This window comes from Chryseobacterium sp. WG14, assembly GCF_024586945.1.
In the GTDB taxonomy this organism is placed as follows: Bacteria; Bacteroidota; Bacteroidia; order Flavobacteriales; family Weeksellaceae; genus Chryseobacterium.
Map to the genome: position 1 here is coordinate 1 of NZ_JALCZD010000024.1, position 18,062 is coordinate 18,062.

The following is an 18,062-nucleotide window of genomic DNA, read 5'->3' on the forward strand; positions in this document are numbered from 1 at the left end:
AACCGTTAAATCCATTTTTAGCATAATCAATAAGCCAATTTCCTGTGTCTGTCTTTACACTTAAATCTGTTATTCCATCACCATCATAATCCGCAGAAACAGGATGAGAATTGACATCACCTCTTTGTGTTCCAGTCCAGTCCCAACCATTAAATCCATTTTTAGCATAATCAATAAGCCAATTTCCTGTGTCTGTCTTTACACTTAAATCTGTTATTCCATCACCATCATAATCCGCAGAAACAGGATGAGAATCGACACCACCTCTTTGTGTTCCAGTCCAGTCCCAACCGTTAAATCCATTTTTAGCATAGTCAATAAGCCATTTTCCGGTATCTGTTTTTATACTTATATCGGCTTTTCCATCACCATCATAATCTTTGTTGGTACTACTTATATACTGATTGACTTTTAACATAATACCTTCACCAGGATAGAGATCCGGAAGATTAATTATTGTTTGATTGTTTTGATTATCAAAATATGCGTCAGAAATGATTTGATAATTTGGGGACTGTGGATCATAGCTATCTACTCGGGGTGATATCAAGATCTTTCCTACAAGATATCCCTTTAAGTAAATTTTTGTTTGTGAAGCAGATGTATTTACATTTTTATTAACAATCCATACATAAGATGTTTTGGTATTACTGGTTTTTTCTGTTTCAAAAACACCCAATAGAATATCTTCGTTCTTTACATCTCTGATAACTGTATTATTGTCTTGTATAAGTTCGTGTGTGGAAAAAGGATAACCCTGGTTTAGAGGTGTATTATTTTTATGCAGGGTTGCAGTATTTTTATTATTAATTACAACTGGCCCAACAATTTCTTTTAAGAAACGGTTGATTTTTTGAATAGATTCATATTTAATAGGATCATTTTCAAAACCATCTACATATGACCAATACATCAACCCTTTAGCACCATAGGCAATGGGACAAAATGCCTGAAATTTAAGTTTTGCTTCATAAGGTACAGGCGAATAATCTTTATGAGAAGGTATTACCATCCAGAAAGGCTTGTTTTGAGACTTTTCTTTTACTTTGGATAAATTATAAAAATAGCTGTTTAAAAAAATACTGCCGTCAAACGGATAATGATCAAAAGATACGATGTCTGAAGAGTTTGAATTAATAAAATTGTCTAGATAGTTTTCGTAAGCAGTATCGCTCGCGAAATCCCCATATCTTGGCAATAAATTATAATAAGTTGGTTTTTGATTATAGTTATTTTTAAAAAAAAGATTCCACTTATTAACATTTTGAAGGTTTGTAGGGGCAGGTTCATCGCCTAAATTTATTCCAAAAATGGCTTCTTTAAGCAATGATGGTATATTGTTTTTGAAGTGATTGATGAACTGCTGATTGTTCGTGTCTGATAAAGCTGGATCTGAAAAAGACATAATTTTATTATTTGAAATAAGTACTTTTAAAGACTCATGGGCAGCTAAATTTAAATAATAATCCACTTTTGTGTAATGAGTATTATTAAATATGGATTCCGGGCTTATTAAAAGATCTATATAGGCAGATTTAACCCTATTAAAGTTACTAAGGTCTGCAGGGTTTAACCCTAACAGATTATATGGGGTAATCTCATCCAAATTATAGATACTATTCCAGCCGCTGAACATTCCATCTGCATAGGTGTCAATGTACCAACTGTCCGAATCAGTTTTAATACTAATGTCTGCTTTTCCGTCGCCATCATAATCAGCTGGTACAGGCTTTGCATCGCTTCCACCTCTTTGTGTTCCGGTCCATTCCCATCCGTTGAATCCATCCTTAGCGTAGTCAATAAGCCAGTTTCCTTCATTGGTTTTCACACTTAGGTCAGCCTTCCCATCACCATCATAATCTGCTGCAATAGGTTTTGCCTCAATACCTCCTTTCTGAACTCCGGTCCATTCCCATCCGTTGAATCCGTCCTTAGCATAGTCGATAAGCCAGTTGCCACTATCAGTTTTTACGCTAAGGTCAGCTTTCCCATCACCATCATAATCAGCCGGCACAGGGTGGGCTTCCGACCCTCCTCTTAATGTTCCAGTCCATTCCCATCCATTAAATCCATCCTTAGCATAATCTATAAGCCAGTTTCCATTGTCAGTTTTTACGCTAAGGTCAGCTTTTCCATCACCATCATAATCAGCCGGCACAGGATGGGCTTCCGACCCTCCTCTTAATGTTCCAGTCCATTCCCATCCATTGAATCCGTCGCTGGCATAGTCAATAAGCCAGTTTCCATTGTCAGTTTTTACACTTAGGTCTGCTTTTCCATCACCATCATAATCGGCAGGTACAGGATGGGCTTCTGACCCTCCTCTTAATGTTCCAGTCCATTCCCATCCATTGAATCCATTCCCGGAGTAGTCTATGAGCCAAGATCCTCCATCTGTTTTTATACCTAAATCTGCTTTTCCATCACCATCGTAATCTTCAGGGACAGCATGTAAAAAAGGTTGAATGTTTGGAGGCCAATATACACCTGTCAGAAATGTATTCTGTTGAAATTGAGAAAAGAGAATGTGAGAAGATAGTAATCCTAAAGTTAAGGCTACTTTGTTGCAAATAATAAGTGATCGATGTTTATTCATGTTTGTATAAAATGTAATAATTTAATTTCGTTGTTTAATGTGTTGATTTTAAGTGTCTTTTTTTATGTAGAACTTTGTTATAAAATACAAAAATAGTTAAAGGGCAATATTAAATATGAATTTTTATTCCACTGCAAAAGAAATGATAGCAGCCTGTTTATTTTTATCATTGCACTATACTTTATTAAGAGATAATTTATAAGGTAAATACAAATAGTAAGTCTGAAGTTATTTCAGGTAATATTGTGATAACTATATGTTAAACACTGAAAAAAGATGTTAAAATATTTTTTTTAATAAAATTTATTTCTAAATTTATTATTCAAAACAGTGTAAAAATAACCTGATAATAAATTCATTTTCAACTTCTTGTGTTGATGGTTTTTTCTATCTTGTAATGCGTGGTTGAAAGCATACTACCCCTATATTTAATGACCCAAATTTTAATAATATTTGTATGAAACGTCAAAACAAATACAGAAAATTCCAGCTTCAACAGAAAAATATTGAGGCTCTTGAGAGAGAAAATTCCCGCTTCAAAAGAGTGTATTCTGAATATGAAAATATGTCTAATGAACTTTGGAATCTTGAAAATTCCAGTGGCGAACCTGTTCCCGATGATTTTATCAATGCAATGGTTTTACAGACGTCTTATCTGGAAGATGAGATCGAAGACTGGCTTTTGCAATTCAATGAAAAAAAAACTGATATAAAACATTAGTAATTTTAAATAGCTTCCAGTTTGTTTTAAACGCTAATTGAAGATAAATTCATAATTTAGCATCCTTAAATTAAAATCTAAAATATGGTTGCTATTGTAGATAGTGGTTCTACCAAATCGGATTGGGTAATACTTGATGACTTTAAGAAAGTCTTTCTGAAAACAGAAACCATCGGCTTTAATCCGAATTTTATCAACAAAGAACTTATCACTCCTGAAATAGAGAAAAACAGCAATCTAATATCGGTCAGAAATTCAATTACCAGAATTTTTTTCTATGGTTCCGGATGTGGAGTACAAAAAAACTGTGAAACCATTGAAAACGAACTCAAGAAAGTCTTTGGAAAAGCAGAAATTATTGTCAAGGAAGATCTGATGGCAGCAGCATATGCTGCATATAGCGGAAAACCGGCAATTGTCTGTATCTTGGGGACTGGCTCAAATTCTTGTTTTTTTGATGGTGAAAATCTTAAAATTGAATTACCGTCTCTTGGTTTCCTTATAGGAGACGAGGGAAGTGGAAGTGCTATTGGAAAACAGCTGGTGCGCAGGTATTTTATGAAAAAGCTGCCTGCTGATCTTCACTGTGAATTTGAATCAGATTATCAACTGACCATAGAAGATGCATTGAAAAATATGTATCATGCTCCAAGGCCAAATGCTTATTTGGCTAATTTCAATAAATTTGTTGTGGAAAGAAAAGATCATCCTTATCTAAGAGATATGGTTTTTGAAGAAATGAAAAATTTCTTTGAATACCAGGTTCTTCCTTATGATGAAGTGAAAGAAGCTGAGATTAATTTTATCGGCTCCATTGCTTATTATTACGAAAATATTCTACGTTCTGTTGCTACAGAACTTAATTTAAATGTGGGACATGTTGTTCAGAAACCAATTGAAAGCTTAGTAGATTACCACATTAAATATATACTCTAACAAAAAATAAAACCTATGTCAAGTAACAATAATCGCGACGAAAAGAACTTTAGTCAGGCCGCGTTAGACTATCATAAAGCAGAACCTAAAGGGAAAATAGAAGTGATCCCGTCAAAACCACACTCTTCTCAAAGAGATTTGTCATTGGCCTATTCTCCAGGAGTAGCAGTTCCCTGTATGGAGATCTTCGAAAAACCTGAAACGGTTTATGACTACACGGGAAAAGGAAACCTGGTAGCTGTAATTTCTAACGGTACTGCTGTACTTGGATTGGGAGATATTGGAGCCGAAGCTTCAAAACCGGTAATGGAAGGGAAAGGCCTTTTGTTTAAAATCTTTGCTGATATCAATGTTTTTGATATTGAGATCAATGAGAAAGACCCGGATAAATTTATTGAAATTGTAAAAGGTATTGCTCCCACTTTTGGAGGGATCAATCTTGAAGATATTAAAGCTCCGGAAGCATTTTATATAGAGCAAAAACTGAAAGAGGAATTGAATATTCCTTTGATGCATGATGACCAGCACGGAACAGCTATTATTTCTGCTGCGGCACTCATTAACTCATTGCAGATTGCCAATAAAAATATTGATGAAGTGAAAATGGTGGTGAATGGAGCCGGAGCAGCAGCCATTGCCTGTACCAAGCTTTATATTTCATTGGGGCTGAAAAAAGAAAATGTTCTGATGTGCGACAGTAAAGGGGTGATCAATCATAAAAGAGAAAATCTTACTCCTGAAAAATTAGACTTTATTGCTCAGACAGATATTGAAACATTGGAAGATGCAGTAAAAGGATCTGATGTTTTCGTTGGGTTGTCTAAAGGAAATGTAATGACACCAGGAATGTTGTCGAGCATGGGAGAAAATCCAATTGTATTCGCATTGGCCAATCCGGATCCGGAGATTGCTTATGATCTTGCTATTGAAACCCGTAAAGATGTTATACTTGCAACAGGAAGAAGTGATTATCCTAACCAGGTTAACAATGTACTGGGATTCCCTTATATCTTCCGTGGAGCATTAGATGTGCAGGCTACAGGAATTAATGAAGAAATGAAGCTGGCAGCGGTACATGCTATTGCTGATTTGGCAAAAGAGCCGGTGCCTGAGGCTGTTATTCTGGCGTATAATGTTCAGAGTTTACAGTTTGGGAGAGATTATTTCATTCCAAAACCTTTTGATAACAGACTGATCACAAAAGTATCAAGCGCTGTTGCAAAAGCTGCTATTGAAAGTGGTGTTGCAAGAAAAACAATTACCGATTTTGAAGAATATGAGCACCAGCTTTTAGACAGAATGGGAAGAGATGAAAGATTGGTAAGAATGATGCAGAGCCGTGCAAAATCTAATCCGAAAAGAATTACCCTTGGAAATGCTGAAGAATATAACGTATTGAAAGCTGCCCAAATTCTTTATGAAGAAGGAATTGCTTACCCGAGTCTTTTGGGAGACAAAAAATACATCAAAGAGCAAATGGAGCGCTTTGGAATTACCCTGGATATTCCAATCATTGATCCTAGTGATGATGACCAAAAAGAAAACAGAAAAAAATACAGAGAAACACTTTGGAAACTTCGTCAGAGAAAAGGGATGAATGAGTACAAGGCGAAGAGATATGTTCGTCAGAGAGATTATTTTGGACCTCTAATGTTAAAGCATGGAGATACCGATGGTCTTATTGTAGGATTCTCTAAAAATTATACATCAGTATTACGCCCTATTTTGGAAGTTATTGAAAAAGATAAAGGAGTAGATAAAGTAGCTGCAATGATGATGATCCTTTCTGAAAAGAAGCCTATTTTCTTTGCAGATACTTCCATCAATCAGAATCCTACAGCAGAAGACCTTGTGAATATTGCTAAAATGGCAGAATTTACTGTGAAATCTTTCGCTATAGAACCTAGAATTGCCATGCTGGGATTCGAAAACTTTGCGGCAATTTCCGATACTTCCAAAAAAGTAGCGAAGGCTGTGAGTATCCTTCATGAGAAATATCCTAAAATGATTGTAGATGGTGAGATTCAGCCGGATTTTGCGATGAATGCAGATCATTTGAGTGATTATCCTTTCTCCAAATTAGGAACAACACCTGCCAATACATTTATCTTCCCGAATCTTGAAAGCGCCAATCTATCCTATAAAATTATCAGAGGAATGAAAGTAGCACAGGTAATAGGGCCTATCTTAATGGGGCTAAAACAACCGGTGCATGTACTTCAAATGCGTTCAAGTGTTGATGAGATTGTGAATCTTGCCACCATTGCTGTTCTTGATGCACAGAGAAGAGAAAAGAAGGCATAACAATAAAGTATTTATGGTTTTTCTAAAAACCGGGATAGAACCAGACGAATATTCGTCTGGTTTTTTATGTGAAGAAATATAAAATTTTGCTTTTGAGAGCGATATGAGTATTTCTGTTATTTAATGGGCATTTATTTTTACTATTTATGCAGATAAGTAGGTTTGTCTTTTTGCTATTTTTTGTTGTTAGCTTAATTTATGTATTGGTTTTTGTGATAAATAGTTCAAAATATTCATTAATATAGGTTTTCTGATGAGTTGTTATGGATTTTTTGAGGAGTGTCGGGTTTATTTAATATCTTAGAAAGTAAAACACAAGAGAGATTAAAAGCAAATACAGATGCATGGGAAAAAATGAAAAAAGCCCCCCTTTTTTATTCCGGAATTATATATGTAAGGTATCCTTTGATTTTTTTATGAAACACAACAACAGTTACCCTTATGCTGTTGAAAGATCTGTATGGTTTTTAGTTGATTCTTTTTAGTAAAGAAACACTATGAAAAAAAAGACATTCACAACGTTGGGGTGCCATCTGCTTCTGATGGTTGGATCCCTGTGCTATTCACAAAAATTTAACTTCAACCCTCATGAATTTTCTATCAATGGATACTTAAGAACAGGAATAGGAGGTACTGATGGAAATCAAATGGTCAATTTTACAACTCCGGAAAATGTACATAAATTCAGAATGGGTAATGAGGCCAATCATTATGGAGAGCTCCAGTTTAATTACCGGTATAAAAATAAAGATTCTGTAAATGTGTATGAAATAACCTATATGATGGCGAAATTTATTCCTTATGGAGGAGATGATTATAAACAGTTTCCTCAGACCGCCCAATTATATGGAAAAATAAATAACGTAGTCAGAAATGCCAATCTATGGATAGGAAAACGATATTACGATCGTCGGAATAGTGAATTATTGGATTATTTTTGGCTTAATTCAGTGCAAAACTCACAGGTAGGTATTGGGATAGAAAATTATAAGATTAAAAATTCCGGGAACTTAAACGCTGCATTCATAAGATTTAAATATGGAAATAATGATTCCCATTCCTATGTAACTGATCTTAGGTATTTGGATATTCCCGTTTCAGAATACTCTAAAATTAACCTCCTTGGCCAGTATAGTCTTAAAACCGGAAATGAAATAGAAAATACCCCAAAATCTTTTGGATACGCAGTTGGAGGATGGTGGACTTATTCCAAAAAGAATATTACTCATACTTCTACCGTAATATTTAGAAAAGGAAGCTCAATTACAGATAATTTCTATACAGGAAAAACGGTGTCAGATTTTACAGACGGAAAAAGAATGTATAATCTTGACCATGCCAACTCATTGGATATCATTAATAATTTTGTTTATGATGATAAACAGAAACATGCAGTGCAGGTATCACTTACTTATCAGTACAAAGATTTTGGAATTGGCAATACCAATGAAAATGGAGTGGTACTCGATAATAAAGTGGCAAAAAACTGGTTGAGTATAGGCTTTCGTTATCTGTATTATATTAACAAACATTTTAATCTGGCACTGGAAGCTGGAAATGAGTATATGAAAGATAACAGGTCTGCAATAGAAGGAAGTTTGCAGAAAGTAACATTTTCCCCTCAAATTTCGTGGGATTACGGATATTATTCAAGACCGGTTATAAGACCGTTTATTACCTATGCCCATTGGTCTGATAGCTTCATGGGAATAACAGGAGTATCAGACTTCAATACCAGGCTTCTGAATAAAAATCACGGAATATCTTATGGACTTCAATTAGAGATTTGGTGGTAAATAATGACGCCTTGGTATGATGGGGCAGGTTGGAAATCATGAGAGCTGCAAAGATGAAGTTTCCGTTTTTTTCAAATCTTTTATTTTTCTTCCAAATGATTGAATTTCACTTCAAAAATTAAGTTAAAAATCATTCGCACGTGAAATGAAAATATTAATTAGTTTAAATTGCTATATTTGGGAGTTTTAAAAATTAATAATGATATTTTCTTTACAAGGCACCGTTCAGGAACTTACGCCTACCTACGCAGTAATTAATGTACAAGGAGTTGGTTACTATGTAGGTATCAGTTTAATGACCTCACAGACGCTGGTTTTGAATCAGCAGACCTTTCTATTTATTCAGCAGATCATCCGTGAAGATGCTCATCTTCTCTTTGGATTTAACACTCGTTCAGAAAAAGAAATGTTTAATCTGTTAATAAGCGTTAATGGAGTAGGAGCTGTTTCAGCCCTTATTCTGCTCTCAACATTGAGCCTTGATGAAATCGCTTCTGCAATACTTTCAAAGAACAGTGCTTTGATCCAAAAAGCAAAAGGAATCGGAGCAAAAACGGCTGAAAGAATTATTGTTGATCTTAAAGATAAAGTCCAGAAATTCAGTGATCCTGCAGAGAATATTTCTGCATGGGTAGATAATAAAATTAAGGAAGAATCGTTATCTGCATTAGAAGTTTTAGGGATTCCTAAGCGGATGAGCGAGAAGATTGCTGATAGAATATTAAAACAAGATCCAAGCATCTCGGTTGAAGAATTGGTAAAACAAATTTTAAAAAACATTTAACATTTGGTGACGAATAATAAGCATCTTAACATATTTTTGTTCCTGTCGTTTCTTTGTATGTCTGTCAGTGCTTTTGCACAGCAGCAGAAAAAGGATACAGCAATCATAAGAAAAGAATATGAAGTGGCTGACCCTACAAGGTATGAAGCCTATTACGACATAAAAACCGGGATGTACTATGTGTATCCTAAAGTTGGGAATACCATTACAGGACCTCCCACAGCAATGTCTCCTGAAGAATATAAAGACTATATGCTGGCCACGCAGACCCGGGCATATTATAAGGAGAAATCTGAAAAATACAATCTCCTTTTCAGAAAAGACAAAACCGATGCGCGTAAAAAAGGATTAATCCCGTCAGTGCAGATCAATAACAGGCTTTTTGAAACTATTTTCGGAGGAAATAAGATTGAAATCATTCCTACAGGATACGCTTCCCTTGATTTTGCAGGTCTTTACCAAAAAATAGATAACCCGATGATTCTGCCTCAGAACAGAACCAGCTTTACTTTTGATATCAATCAGAGAATTCAGCTGGGATTATTGGGTAAAGTTGGGGAAAACCTTCAGCTAAAAGCCAATTATGATACCCAAAGTGGTTTTGCTTTTGAGAACAGAATGAACCTTGTATGGCAGGCCAAAGGAAACTGGAAGGATCTTCAGAGCAAAGGGCTTGGAAATGTAGATAAACCTAATGCAGGTGGCGAGGATAAAATCATCAAAAGGGTTGAATTTGGTAACGTAAATATGCCGCTTTCAACAAGTTTGATCCGTGGGTCACAATCTTTATTCGGGGTGAAGGCTGAATTTCAGCTGGGTAAAACCTTTGGAACAGTTGTCCTTTCCCAGCAACAAGGTGAAGCCAGAAATATCGTAGTACAGGGTGGTGGGGTAATGAATAATTTTAAAGTCAATGCTGTTGACTATGAAGATAACCAACACTACTTTTTAGGACATTACTTCCTGGGAAAATATGAGGCTGCTTTAGCTAATTACCCACAGATCAATTCTACTATTAATATTACCAGAGCGGAAGTTTGGGTATTGGATCAGGGAAATAGCAATCTGGCTTATCAAAAGAATATTATCGGGATCCGAGATCTTGGAGAAGGTGCTGGTGGAGCAATGCTGCCAGACAACTCTCTGAACGGATTATATACTGCTGTGAGTACTACAGCGGGTACCAGAGAACCAGGTAAAAATTATGGTGCTATTTTTCAAGGTCAGATTTTTCCGGGAAGTGCAGTACCTTATGACAATAGTGAAGAATTCATCGTCAATACAAAAGCGAGAAGGCTTAATACCAATGAGTATACATTACAGCCGCAGTTAGGATATATTTCATTAAACCAAAAACTAAATAATGACCAGATTTTAGCGGTATCTTACTCTTATACTGTTGGGGGAAGTAATAAAGTATATAAAGTCGGGGAATTTTCGGAAGAAAGTCCGGTTTTAATTACCAAGGTTTTAAAAGTAAACAATAGAGTAAATACAGAATCTCCGATGTGGAAGCTGATGATGAAGAATATTTATTCTTTGGATGCAGGGCAGGTTGCACAGGATGGTTTTATGCTGAATTTATATTATAGAGATCAGAAAACAGGAGGAAAAGTAAATTATCTTCCCGGTACTCCGGTACAGGATCAGAACTTACTGAAATTAATGAACTGGGACCGTTTGAATATGAATGGTGATATTCAGAATAATCAGGACGGCTCTAAAGGTGATGGTATTTTTGACTTTGTCAATGGGATTACAGTAAGACCTGAAAACGGGAAAATAATTTTCACTAAAGTACAGCCTTTTGGAGATTATATGCAGAGCTTAGTAGGAAATGATCCAAAATATGTTCTTCATGATTTATATGACAAGCAAAAATTAGCTCTAGCGCAATCTACTGTTCCTCAGTGGTATACGATAGAGGGGCGTTATAAAGGAACACAGGGGCAAGGGATCTCCTTAGGAGCTGTCAATGTTCCGCAAGGATCTGTAAAAGTTTCTGCCAATGGAGTACAGCTGAATGAAGGGGTAGACTATACCGTAGACTATATGCTGGGAACCGTGACGATCATTAATGAAAATGTGAAGCAGTCCGGCCAGGCGATTAATATTTCACTGGAAAACCAGCTAACATTTAATACCCAGCGAAAAAGATTCTTAGGATTAAATTTAGAAAGAAGGTTTAGTGAAAACTTTATTTTAGGAGCCACGGTCGTCAATTATTCGGAATCCCCACTTACCCAGAAAGTAAATTACGGACAGGAAGCCGTAAATAATACAATGGCAGGGATCAATTTGATGTACAATAATCAGGTTCCGTTCCTGACAAGGCTTACCGATAAACTGCCATTGGTAAAAACGGAAGCTCCGTCCAACGTAAATTTTAAAATGGAAGGAGCCTACCTGCTTCCGGGACTGAATAAAGGAACCAACGATCAGTCTTATATTGATGACTTTGAACAAACGACTTCTAAAATATCCTTAAAAGAACCTGCCGCCTGGAGTTTAGCCTCAAAACCTGAGAAAAATACGGTTGCTCCGTTCAATAATCCTCCTCTTAACGATGATTTGACCAGCGGCTATGGAAGAGGTTTATTATCATGGTATAATATTGACCCAAGATTTTGGGGAGTAGGGGGAAGAACACCTGCGGGGATTACCCCACAGTCTGTATCCAATCACGCCTCAAGAAGAGTACAATTATCCGAGATCTATAATAACAGGGATTTTGTAGCAGGTGAACAAACCTTTACAAATACTTTTGATATTTCATATTACCCTCAGGAAAGAGGTCCATATAACGTCAATCAGGCCACTGAGCTGGCACAAAACAGATGGGCCGGAATCATGAGACCAATAGGTGTCTCCAACTTTGTAAACTCAAACATTGAGTATGTAGAGTTTTGGATGATGGATCCCTATGCGGATGGAAACCAATTGGGAGCTAATCCCAAACTTTTACTGCATTTAGGAAATGTTTCTGAAGATGTACTGAAAGATGGGAAAATGCAATATGAAAATGGACTTCCAACTCCGGCAACTCCTTCCACTACCACCAACTCAAATTGGGGAGTACAGCCAAAACAGCCACCTATTCTTTATGCATTCTCTACGGAAGGGGAAAATAGAAAAGCGCAGGATGTAGGATATGATGGATTAAGTTCTGATCAGGAGTCCATGAGATTTGGAAATACATTTGTGAACCCGATCACTAATACATCTGACCCTGCTTTAGATGACTTCGTATTCTTTATGTCTGACCGGTTTACAGGAAGCCAGGCTGCTTCACTGGTTCAGCGATATAAATATTTCAGGAACCCGGACGGAAACTCTGAAGCCAACTCTTTGAATGTAGCTTCACAAACGCCGGATGCTGAAGATATCAACAAAGATTATAACCTTGATCAAACTGAAAATTATAACCAATATGTGGTAAAACTGGATAAACCAAGTCTTACATTGGGAGATAACAATATTGTTGATGTAAAGACGGTAAAAGCCAATTTCCAGAACGGACAGTCTTCGGATGTAAAATGGTATCTTTTCAGAATTCCGGTTTCTAAATATGATCTGAATGAAGGAACACACGAGCCTTCTGTTTTAAATAATGTAAGATTTGCCAGATTAATGTTAACAGGATTTGAGCAAACCTCTACATTAAGATTCGGAACAATGGATCTTGTAAGATCTGACTGGAGAAAATATCCATATAAAATTGCCAGCCCTCTTGTAGAGAATCCTGAAGAAGGAACGGCAGGAAGTACTACGTTAAATGATAATTTTGATGTAGGAAGTGTAAATATTGAAGAAAATGCATTTAACCAACCCCCTTATGTACTGCCTCCGGGTATTGACAGACAGGTATTGAGTGGAAATGCAGGAGCACAAAGACAGAATGAAGCTTCTCTTTATATGAAAGCAACTGATCTTCAGGCTGAAGCGAGAGGAGTGTTTAAAAATACAACATTGGATATGAGAAGATATAAGAAGCTTAAGCTTTTTGTTCATACTCATGTTCCTGGAGATAGAGATAATAACATTGGAAAGATTGACCCCAGAACTAAATTTTTCATCCGTTTTGGAAGTGATGCTACAGATAACTATTATGAGTATGAAGCATCTCTAAAAATTACTCCAACCTCTGCAACAGCTCCAATGGAGATATGGCCAATGGAAAACGAGGTAGATTTTGATATCCAGAATTTTGTGGACGCTAAAATCAGAAGAGATAAGAACTCAGCTATAAAATTAACAGACAGAACCTCAGATCCCGTGTTTCAACAGGCTAATGCAGGTGCTAATAAAGATATTTATATTAAAGGTCGGCCTAGTTTAGGAAACATTACAACAATAATGATTGGGGTAAGAAATGCTGATAGAACGCTAGGAGCAATGACCAGAGTACTTTGGGTCAACGAAATCCGTCTTTCTGAGATTGAAAATGATGGCGGATATGCAGGAAATGCCAGCTTAAATTTCAATATGGGAGATTTTGCAACAGTTAATGCAAATGCTTCCTATACCTCAGTTGGATTCGGAAATATAGATTCAAAACCTGCAGAAAGAAACCAGTCTACCCAATCAGCATTCAGTATTAATACAGCCGTTAACGTTGATAAACTATTACCGGAAAAAACAGGTATGAAAATACCTTTGAATTACTCTTATTCACAAACCATCGAGGATCCGAAATATAATCCTCTGGATACGGATGTTGAGTTTAGTAAGGCTGCCAATAAAGCCCAATTGAAAAAGGTGGCACGAACGTATACTCAGCAGAGAAGTATTGGAGTGGTGAATATGCGTAAAGAAAGAGTGAATCAAAATAAGAAACCTAAATTCTATGATATAGAAAACGTTTCTGTGACTGCTGTTTATAACGATGATTATTTCAGGGACATCTATACAAAGAAAAACTATAGACAATACCTGAGAGGATATATTGATTACAATTATACCTTTAAACCATGGGTGATTAAACCGTTCAACAAAATGATCAGTGATACGGCAAAATCTGCCAAATATCTGAGATGGGTGAAGGAATTCAACTTTAATCCGGTTCCTACAAGGTTATCATTCAGAACTGAAATCGACAGGAATTATAATGAGCTTGAATTCAGAAATGTAGAAGCTATTTTAGGAGGAGATACCAGTGGTGATCTTGGAGCATTAAGAAACAGAAACTTCTATTTTGGATGGCAGTACGGATTAGGATTCAACTTTACAAAATCATTAAAACTGGAAATCAATTCTGCAACCAGAACTTTAAATGATAATGTGGATGTTAACACCATGGATAATAAGGCTATTTTTGGAAATATATTCAGAGCAGGAAGACCGGTATTGTATAACCACAGGGTTCAGCTGAACTATAAACTGCCATTCCAGTATCTTCCTTATTTAGATTTCATTAATGCTGAAGTAGGATATGGGTTTACCTATAACTGGAATGCGAGATCTACAGCATTACTTGCAAGCCCGGAAGGTTCGTTAGGATCTGTGGGACAGAATACCAATGTTATCCAGGCAACGGCCACAGCAGATATTCCTAAGTTCTTCGGGCAGTTTAACTATTTTAAAAATATTTCTACCAAACTGCAAAAACGCAAGCAGGAAATTGATTCCCTGAACAATGTGTATACACAGCAATGGGCAAAGAACAGATACAGATATAAAGGCTATAAGTTTAAAAATAAACTTACCGTACTTCAAAGTGCCGCATTCTTCCTGACTTCTTTCAAGCAGTTGGATGTGAACTATAATGAAACAAATGGTACTGTACTTCCAGGATTATTGTCTGCTCCGAACTGGTATGGTTCCGGACAGACATTAGGAGGACCTACAATGGGATTCCTGTTTGGATCACAGGCCGATATCAGAAGAACCGTGATGGAAAATGGCTGGGTAAGTGATTCCCCATACATGACAGATCCATATGTAAGAATGTCAACGAAAGAACTAAGAGCAAATCTCCAAATTGTTCCAATGAATGATTTTAGAATAGATCTTAATATATTGCATAATTATAACAGGAATTTTTCGCATTCCGGATTTAACTATACAAACGGAGGTGTTGCAAACCCAGACTTTACGTTTGCTACTGATTTAATAACCTATTCCAACTCTACAGTACTTCTAAGTACTTCATTTAAGGATGGACAGGCTGTTTATCAGGCCATCAGAGAAAATGCACGCGTACTTTCAACCCGTTTAGGAGGTCCGAATGCAGTTATTGGCAATGATGGATTTGCTGAACATTATAGCATATCCAATGCTTATGTATTAATTCCGGCGTTTAGAGCGGCTGTTGAAGGTAAAGCTGTGAAAACAATGGGAAATCCTAAAAAAGCAGGATTCCCGCTACCAAACTGGCGGATTACGTACTCTGGACTAAGAAATGTACCAATGATTAATGGGCAGTTTACCAAGTTTGATATTCTGCATGGATATACCGCAACCTATACAGCTACGGGAATCCAGTCTAGTATTGACTATTTCAATAGCTTAATTACTAAGGTTAGTGATCCAAATTCTGCGTTTGATGTGAATAAAGATTACATCAATCCATTTACTTTTGCTCAGGTTGGCTATGTAGAATCGTTTGCACCGCTTATCGGAGTAGATGTGACCATGAGAAACAATATGCAGTTCGGATTACAGTATAACAGAAATAGAATGATGGTACTGGGATTAGTGAATCATACCCTTACTGAAGATTCCAATTCAGAATATGTGGTAAGACTGGGATATATTGTCCGGAATTTCAGATTAGGAATGGCGAATGTAAGAGGATCAAAAGGAAAAGGAAGCGATCTTAATATCAGAGGAGATATTTCATTGAGAGACAGTAAAACCTCTATTATGAATATATTGTTAGATGATTCCCAAATCACAGGAGGACAGAGACTTTTAAATATCAAACTTTCGGCAGACTATAATGTTTCCGAGAATCTGAATTTAAGAGTGTTCTATGAGCAGATGACTTCCAAGTATAAGATATCAACTGCATTTCCACTGTCAACGGTTAGAGCAGGTATTTCTGCAACGTTTACATTCGGTGATGCTGGTGGTGGTTTCTAAGAAAAAAATTAACATATAATTGCTAAAACTAAAATCCCTTTCTGCTATAGAGAGGGATCTTTAGTTTAACTTTATCAGTACTATAGTCAATGTTGGTGTAGGCAGCAATTCTCCTGGGAAAAAAATTACAGTTTCAGTATCTTTTTATGTTTGGTGATTTGCTTGATGCAAAAACCTATCCTAATAAGGTGATTAAAAAATAATATTCAACCTGAATCGCTGCTCCGGCAGCGATTTTTTTATTTCCATTCAAAATTTCTGTAAGATGCTTATTAAAGCTTTGAACCTTTTAGAATTTTGAATACATTTGTAAAAATAAAAATTTAAAAATGAACACACCATCAGAATTAAAGTACACTAAAGATCACGAATGGATCAAGATTGAAGGTAATGTGGCTACAATTGGTATTACAGACTTTGCTCAGGGAGAACTTGGAGACATCGTATATGTAGATGTAGATACCGTAGATGATGACCTTAATGGAGGAGATGTTTTCGGAAGTGTAGAAGCGGTAAAAACTGTTTCAGATTTATTCTTACCTATTGCAGGAAAGGTTATTGAATTTAATTCAGAATTAGAAGACCAGCCTGAGCTGTTGAATACAGATCCTTATGGAAATGGATGGATTATCAAATTAGAACTTGCTGATGGAGCAGATCAGTTTGAATTACTTTCAGCTGAAGATTACCAGGCTATCATTGGATAAGATTTCAAAAATATTTAGTAAGATATTGCCCATTTATTGGGCATTTCTTACTTACATGCTTCTCAAGCCCGGAGAAGAGAACCAGGAATATTGGTTCATGTTCAGTGGTATAGACAAAGTTTTGCACCTGAGTATATTTGCAGCATTGGGATTCGCTTTCATTGCTACATTTCCCAAAATAAAATTCTCTTACTTTTTTCAGATCATCCTTATCTATGCTTTCCTTACTGAAATTCTGCAGGAGGAAATGGGATTGGGTAGATCTATGGAAACACTGGATATCGTAGCAGACACTGTTGGCTGTCTTATCGGGTACTACACCTATAGATTACTGGTCAAACGCTTTTTCTGATCATACAATATAATTTGAAACAGGAAAACTCCATATTTCAAATTTTCCAAAAAATAGTAAGATACTTACATTCCCAACGATCTCCCTCTCGATCTCTAGGTCTCTACATCTCTCGAACTCTCCAGCCCTCCAACTCACCAACTCTCAGACTCTCCAACCCTCGAACTCAAGAGGAGCTTTTTCCCGCTATCCACTCATACTCCTCGCGCATGGCTCCCTGCGCTGTATCCCTCCATTTTCCAAGCTGTGCTGCGGGGTATCCGTTACTATCGGGGCTAGGGTAGGAGTGATACATTACAAAAGAAGCCTGATAAAAAGGTAGTAAGTGAACGGTCAATGGTCAATAGCCAATAGTGAATGATCAATGATCAATAGCCAGCCGCCAGTAGCCAGCCGCCAATAATAAACCCATTCTTTCCGGAACACCTGTTCAATAGGGATGGGCTTTAGCCCATCCGCATAAAACAAACCCCATCCATTGGCTTTAGCCAAAACCAAATCCAGTACCTTCAGATAAGACAACCTGATCATATAAAAGTAATATATAGTAAAAGAACAATACCATATATATGGAATAACTTCCATCACCTATCACCTATCACCTATCACTCACAACTCATAACTCATAACTCATAACTCCTCAAACATTTGTTTAAAACTTTTCACCTTACCTTCCAGCGTGTTAAGATAAAAAATGAACGTAATATGAATTTATTGTTACATAAACTTGTTTGGTATAGGTAAGTTGGCTTACCTTTGCCGCACTGAAAAACGAAAGAAGAT

General features: G+C 36.5%; 10 protein-coding genes. 8 read left to right on the forward strand and 2 right to left on the reverse strand.

All coding sequences use genetic code 11. The features are described from left to right. On the reverse strand, window positions 1–2,596 hold a 2,596-nt coding region (locus tag MP478_RS22345; RefSeq protein ID WP_257201707.1), incomplete at its 3' end, for a VCBS repeat-containing protein. A gap of 457 nt (window positions 2,597–3,053) precedes the next feature. Between MP478_RS22345 and MP478_RS22350 the strand changes: the two genes are divergently transcribed. From MP478_RS22350 to MP478_RS22385, 8 genes are all read left to right on the forward strand, one after another. Then, window positions 3,054–3,317 carry a hypothetical protein gene (locus MP478_RS22350; protein WP_047496631.1) on the forward strand — a complete coding sequence of 88 codons (264 nt, stop codon included), beginning with the start codon at window positions 3,054–3,056 and terminating at the stop codon, window positions 3,315–3,317. Between the two features lie 84 nt (window positions 3,318–3,401). Further along, window positions 3,402–4,253 carry an ATPase gene (locus MP478_RS22355; protein WP_257201708.1) on the forward strand — a complete coding sequence of 284 codons (852 nt, stop codon included), beginning with the start codon at window positions 3,402–3,404 and terminating at the stop codon, window positions 4,251–4,253. A 15-nt stretch (window positions 4,254–4,268) separates the two neighbouring features. After that, on the forward strand, window positions 4,269–6,557 hold the full coding sequence (locus tag MP478_RS22360) for an NADP-dependent malic enzyme (protein WP_257201709.1): 2,289 nt from the start codon (window positions 4,269–4,271) through the stop codon (window positions 6,555–6,557). 497 nt (window positions 6,558–7,054) lie between these two features. Further along, window positions 7,055–8,353, forward strand: coding sequence for a carbohydrate porin (locus MP478_RS22365; RefSeq protein ID WP_257201710.1), 1,299 nt, complete (start codon window positions 7,055–7,057; stop codon window positions 8,351–8,353). Between the two features lie 199 nt (window positions 8,354–8,552). After that, window positions 8,553–9,137, forward strand: a complete 585-nt coding sequence (gene ruvA / locus MP478_RS22370; RefSeq protein ID WP_230041054.1) for a Holliday junction branch migration protein RuvA — start codon at window positions 8,553–8,555, stop codon at window positions 9,135–9,137. Window positions 9,138–9,194: 57 nt separating this feature from the next. After that, the gene (sprA, locus tag MP478_RS22375) at window positions 9,195–16,220 is read left to right on the forward strand and encodes a cell surface protein SprA (RefSeq protein WP_257192026.1); all 7,026 of its coding nucleotides are present in this window, start codon (window positions 9,195–9,197) and stop codon (window positions 16,218–16,220) included. 329 nt (window positions 16,221–16,549) lie between these two features. Beyond that, window positions 16,550–16,927, forward strand: coding sequence for a glycine cleavage system protein GcvH (gcvH, locus tag MP478_RS22380; protein WP_257201711.1), 378 nt, complete (start codon window positions 16,550–16,552; stop codon window positions 16,925–16,927). Next, window positions 16,869–17,279, forward strand: coding sequence for a VanZ family protein (locus tag MP478_RS22385; protein ID WP_373567442.1), 411 nt, complete (start codon window positions 16,869–16,871; stop codon window positions 17,277–17,279). The genes gcvH and MP478_RS22385 overlap by 59 nt, the downstream gene beginning before the upstream one ends. A gap of 333 nt (window positions 17,280–17,612) precedes the next feature. Here MP478_RS22385 and MP478_RS22390 read toward each other — a convergent pair whose 3' ends face one another. Further along, complete coding sequence (locus MP478_RS22390) at window positions 17,613–17,810, reverse strand: hypothetical protein (protein ID WP_257201712.1); 198 nt, start codon at window positions 17,808–17,810, stop codon at window positions 17,613–17,615. Between the last annotated feature and the right edge of the window lie 252 nt (window positions 17,811–18,062).

Coding starts and splice junctions, on each gene's coding strand:
- MP478_RS22350 (WP_047496631.1), top strand. CDS start 3,054: ATGAAACGTCAAAACAAATACAGAAAATTCCAGCTTCAACAGAAAAAT.
- MP478_RS22355 (WP_257201708.1), top strand. CDS start 3,402: ATGGTTGCTATTGTAGATAGTGGTTCTACCAAATCGGATTGGGTAATA.
- MP478_RS22360 (WP_257201709.1), top strand. CDS start 4,269: ATGTCAAGTAACAATAATCGCGACGAAAAGAACTTTAGTCAGGCCGCG.
- MP478_RS22365 (WP_257201710.1), top strand. CDS start 7,055: ATGAAAAAAAAGACATTCACAACGTTGGGGTGCCATCTGCTTCTGATG.
- ruvA (WP_230041054.1), top strand. CDS start 8,553: ATGATATTTTCTTTACAAGGCACCGTTCAGGAACTTACGCCTACCTAC.
- sprA (WP_257192026.1), top strand. CDS start 9,195: ATGTCTGTCAGTGCTTTTGCACAGCAGCAGAAAAAGGATACAGCAATC.
- gcvH (WP_257201711.1), top strand. CDS start 16,550: ATGAACACACCATCAGAATTAAAGTACACTAAAGATCACGAATGGATC.
- MP478_RS22385 (WP_373567442.1), top strand. CDS start 16,869: ATGGAGCAGATCAGTTTGAATTACTTTCAGCTGAAGATTACCAGGCTA.
- MP478_RS22390 (WP_257201712.1), bottom strand. CDS start 17,810: ATGATCAGGTTGTCTTATCTGAAGGTACTGGATTTGGTTTTGGCTAAA.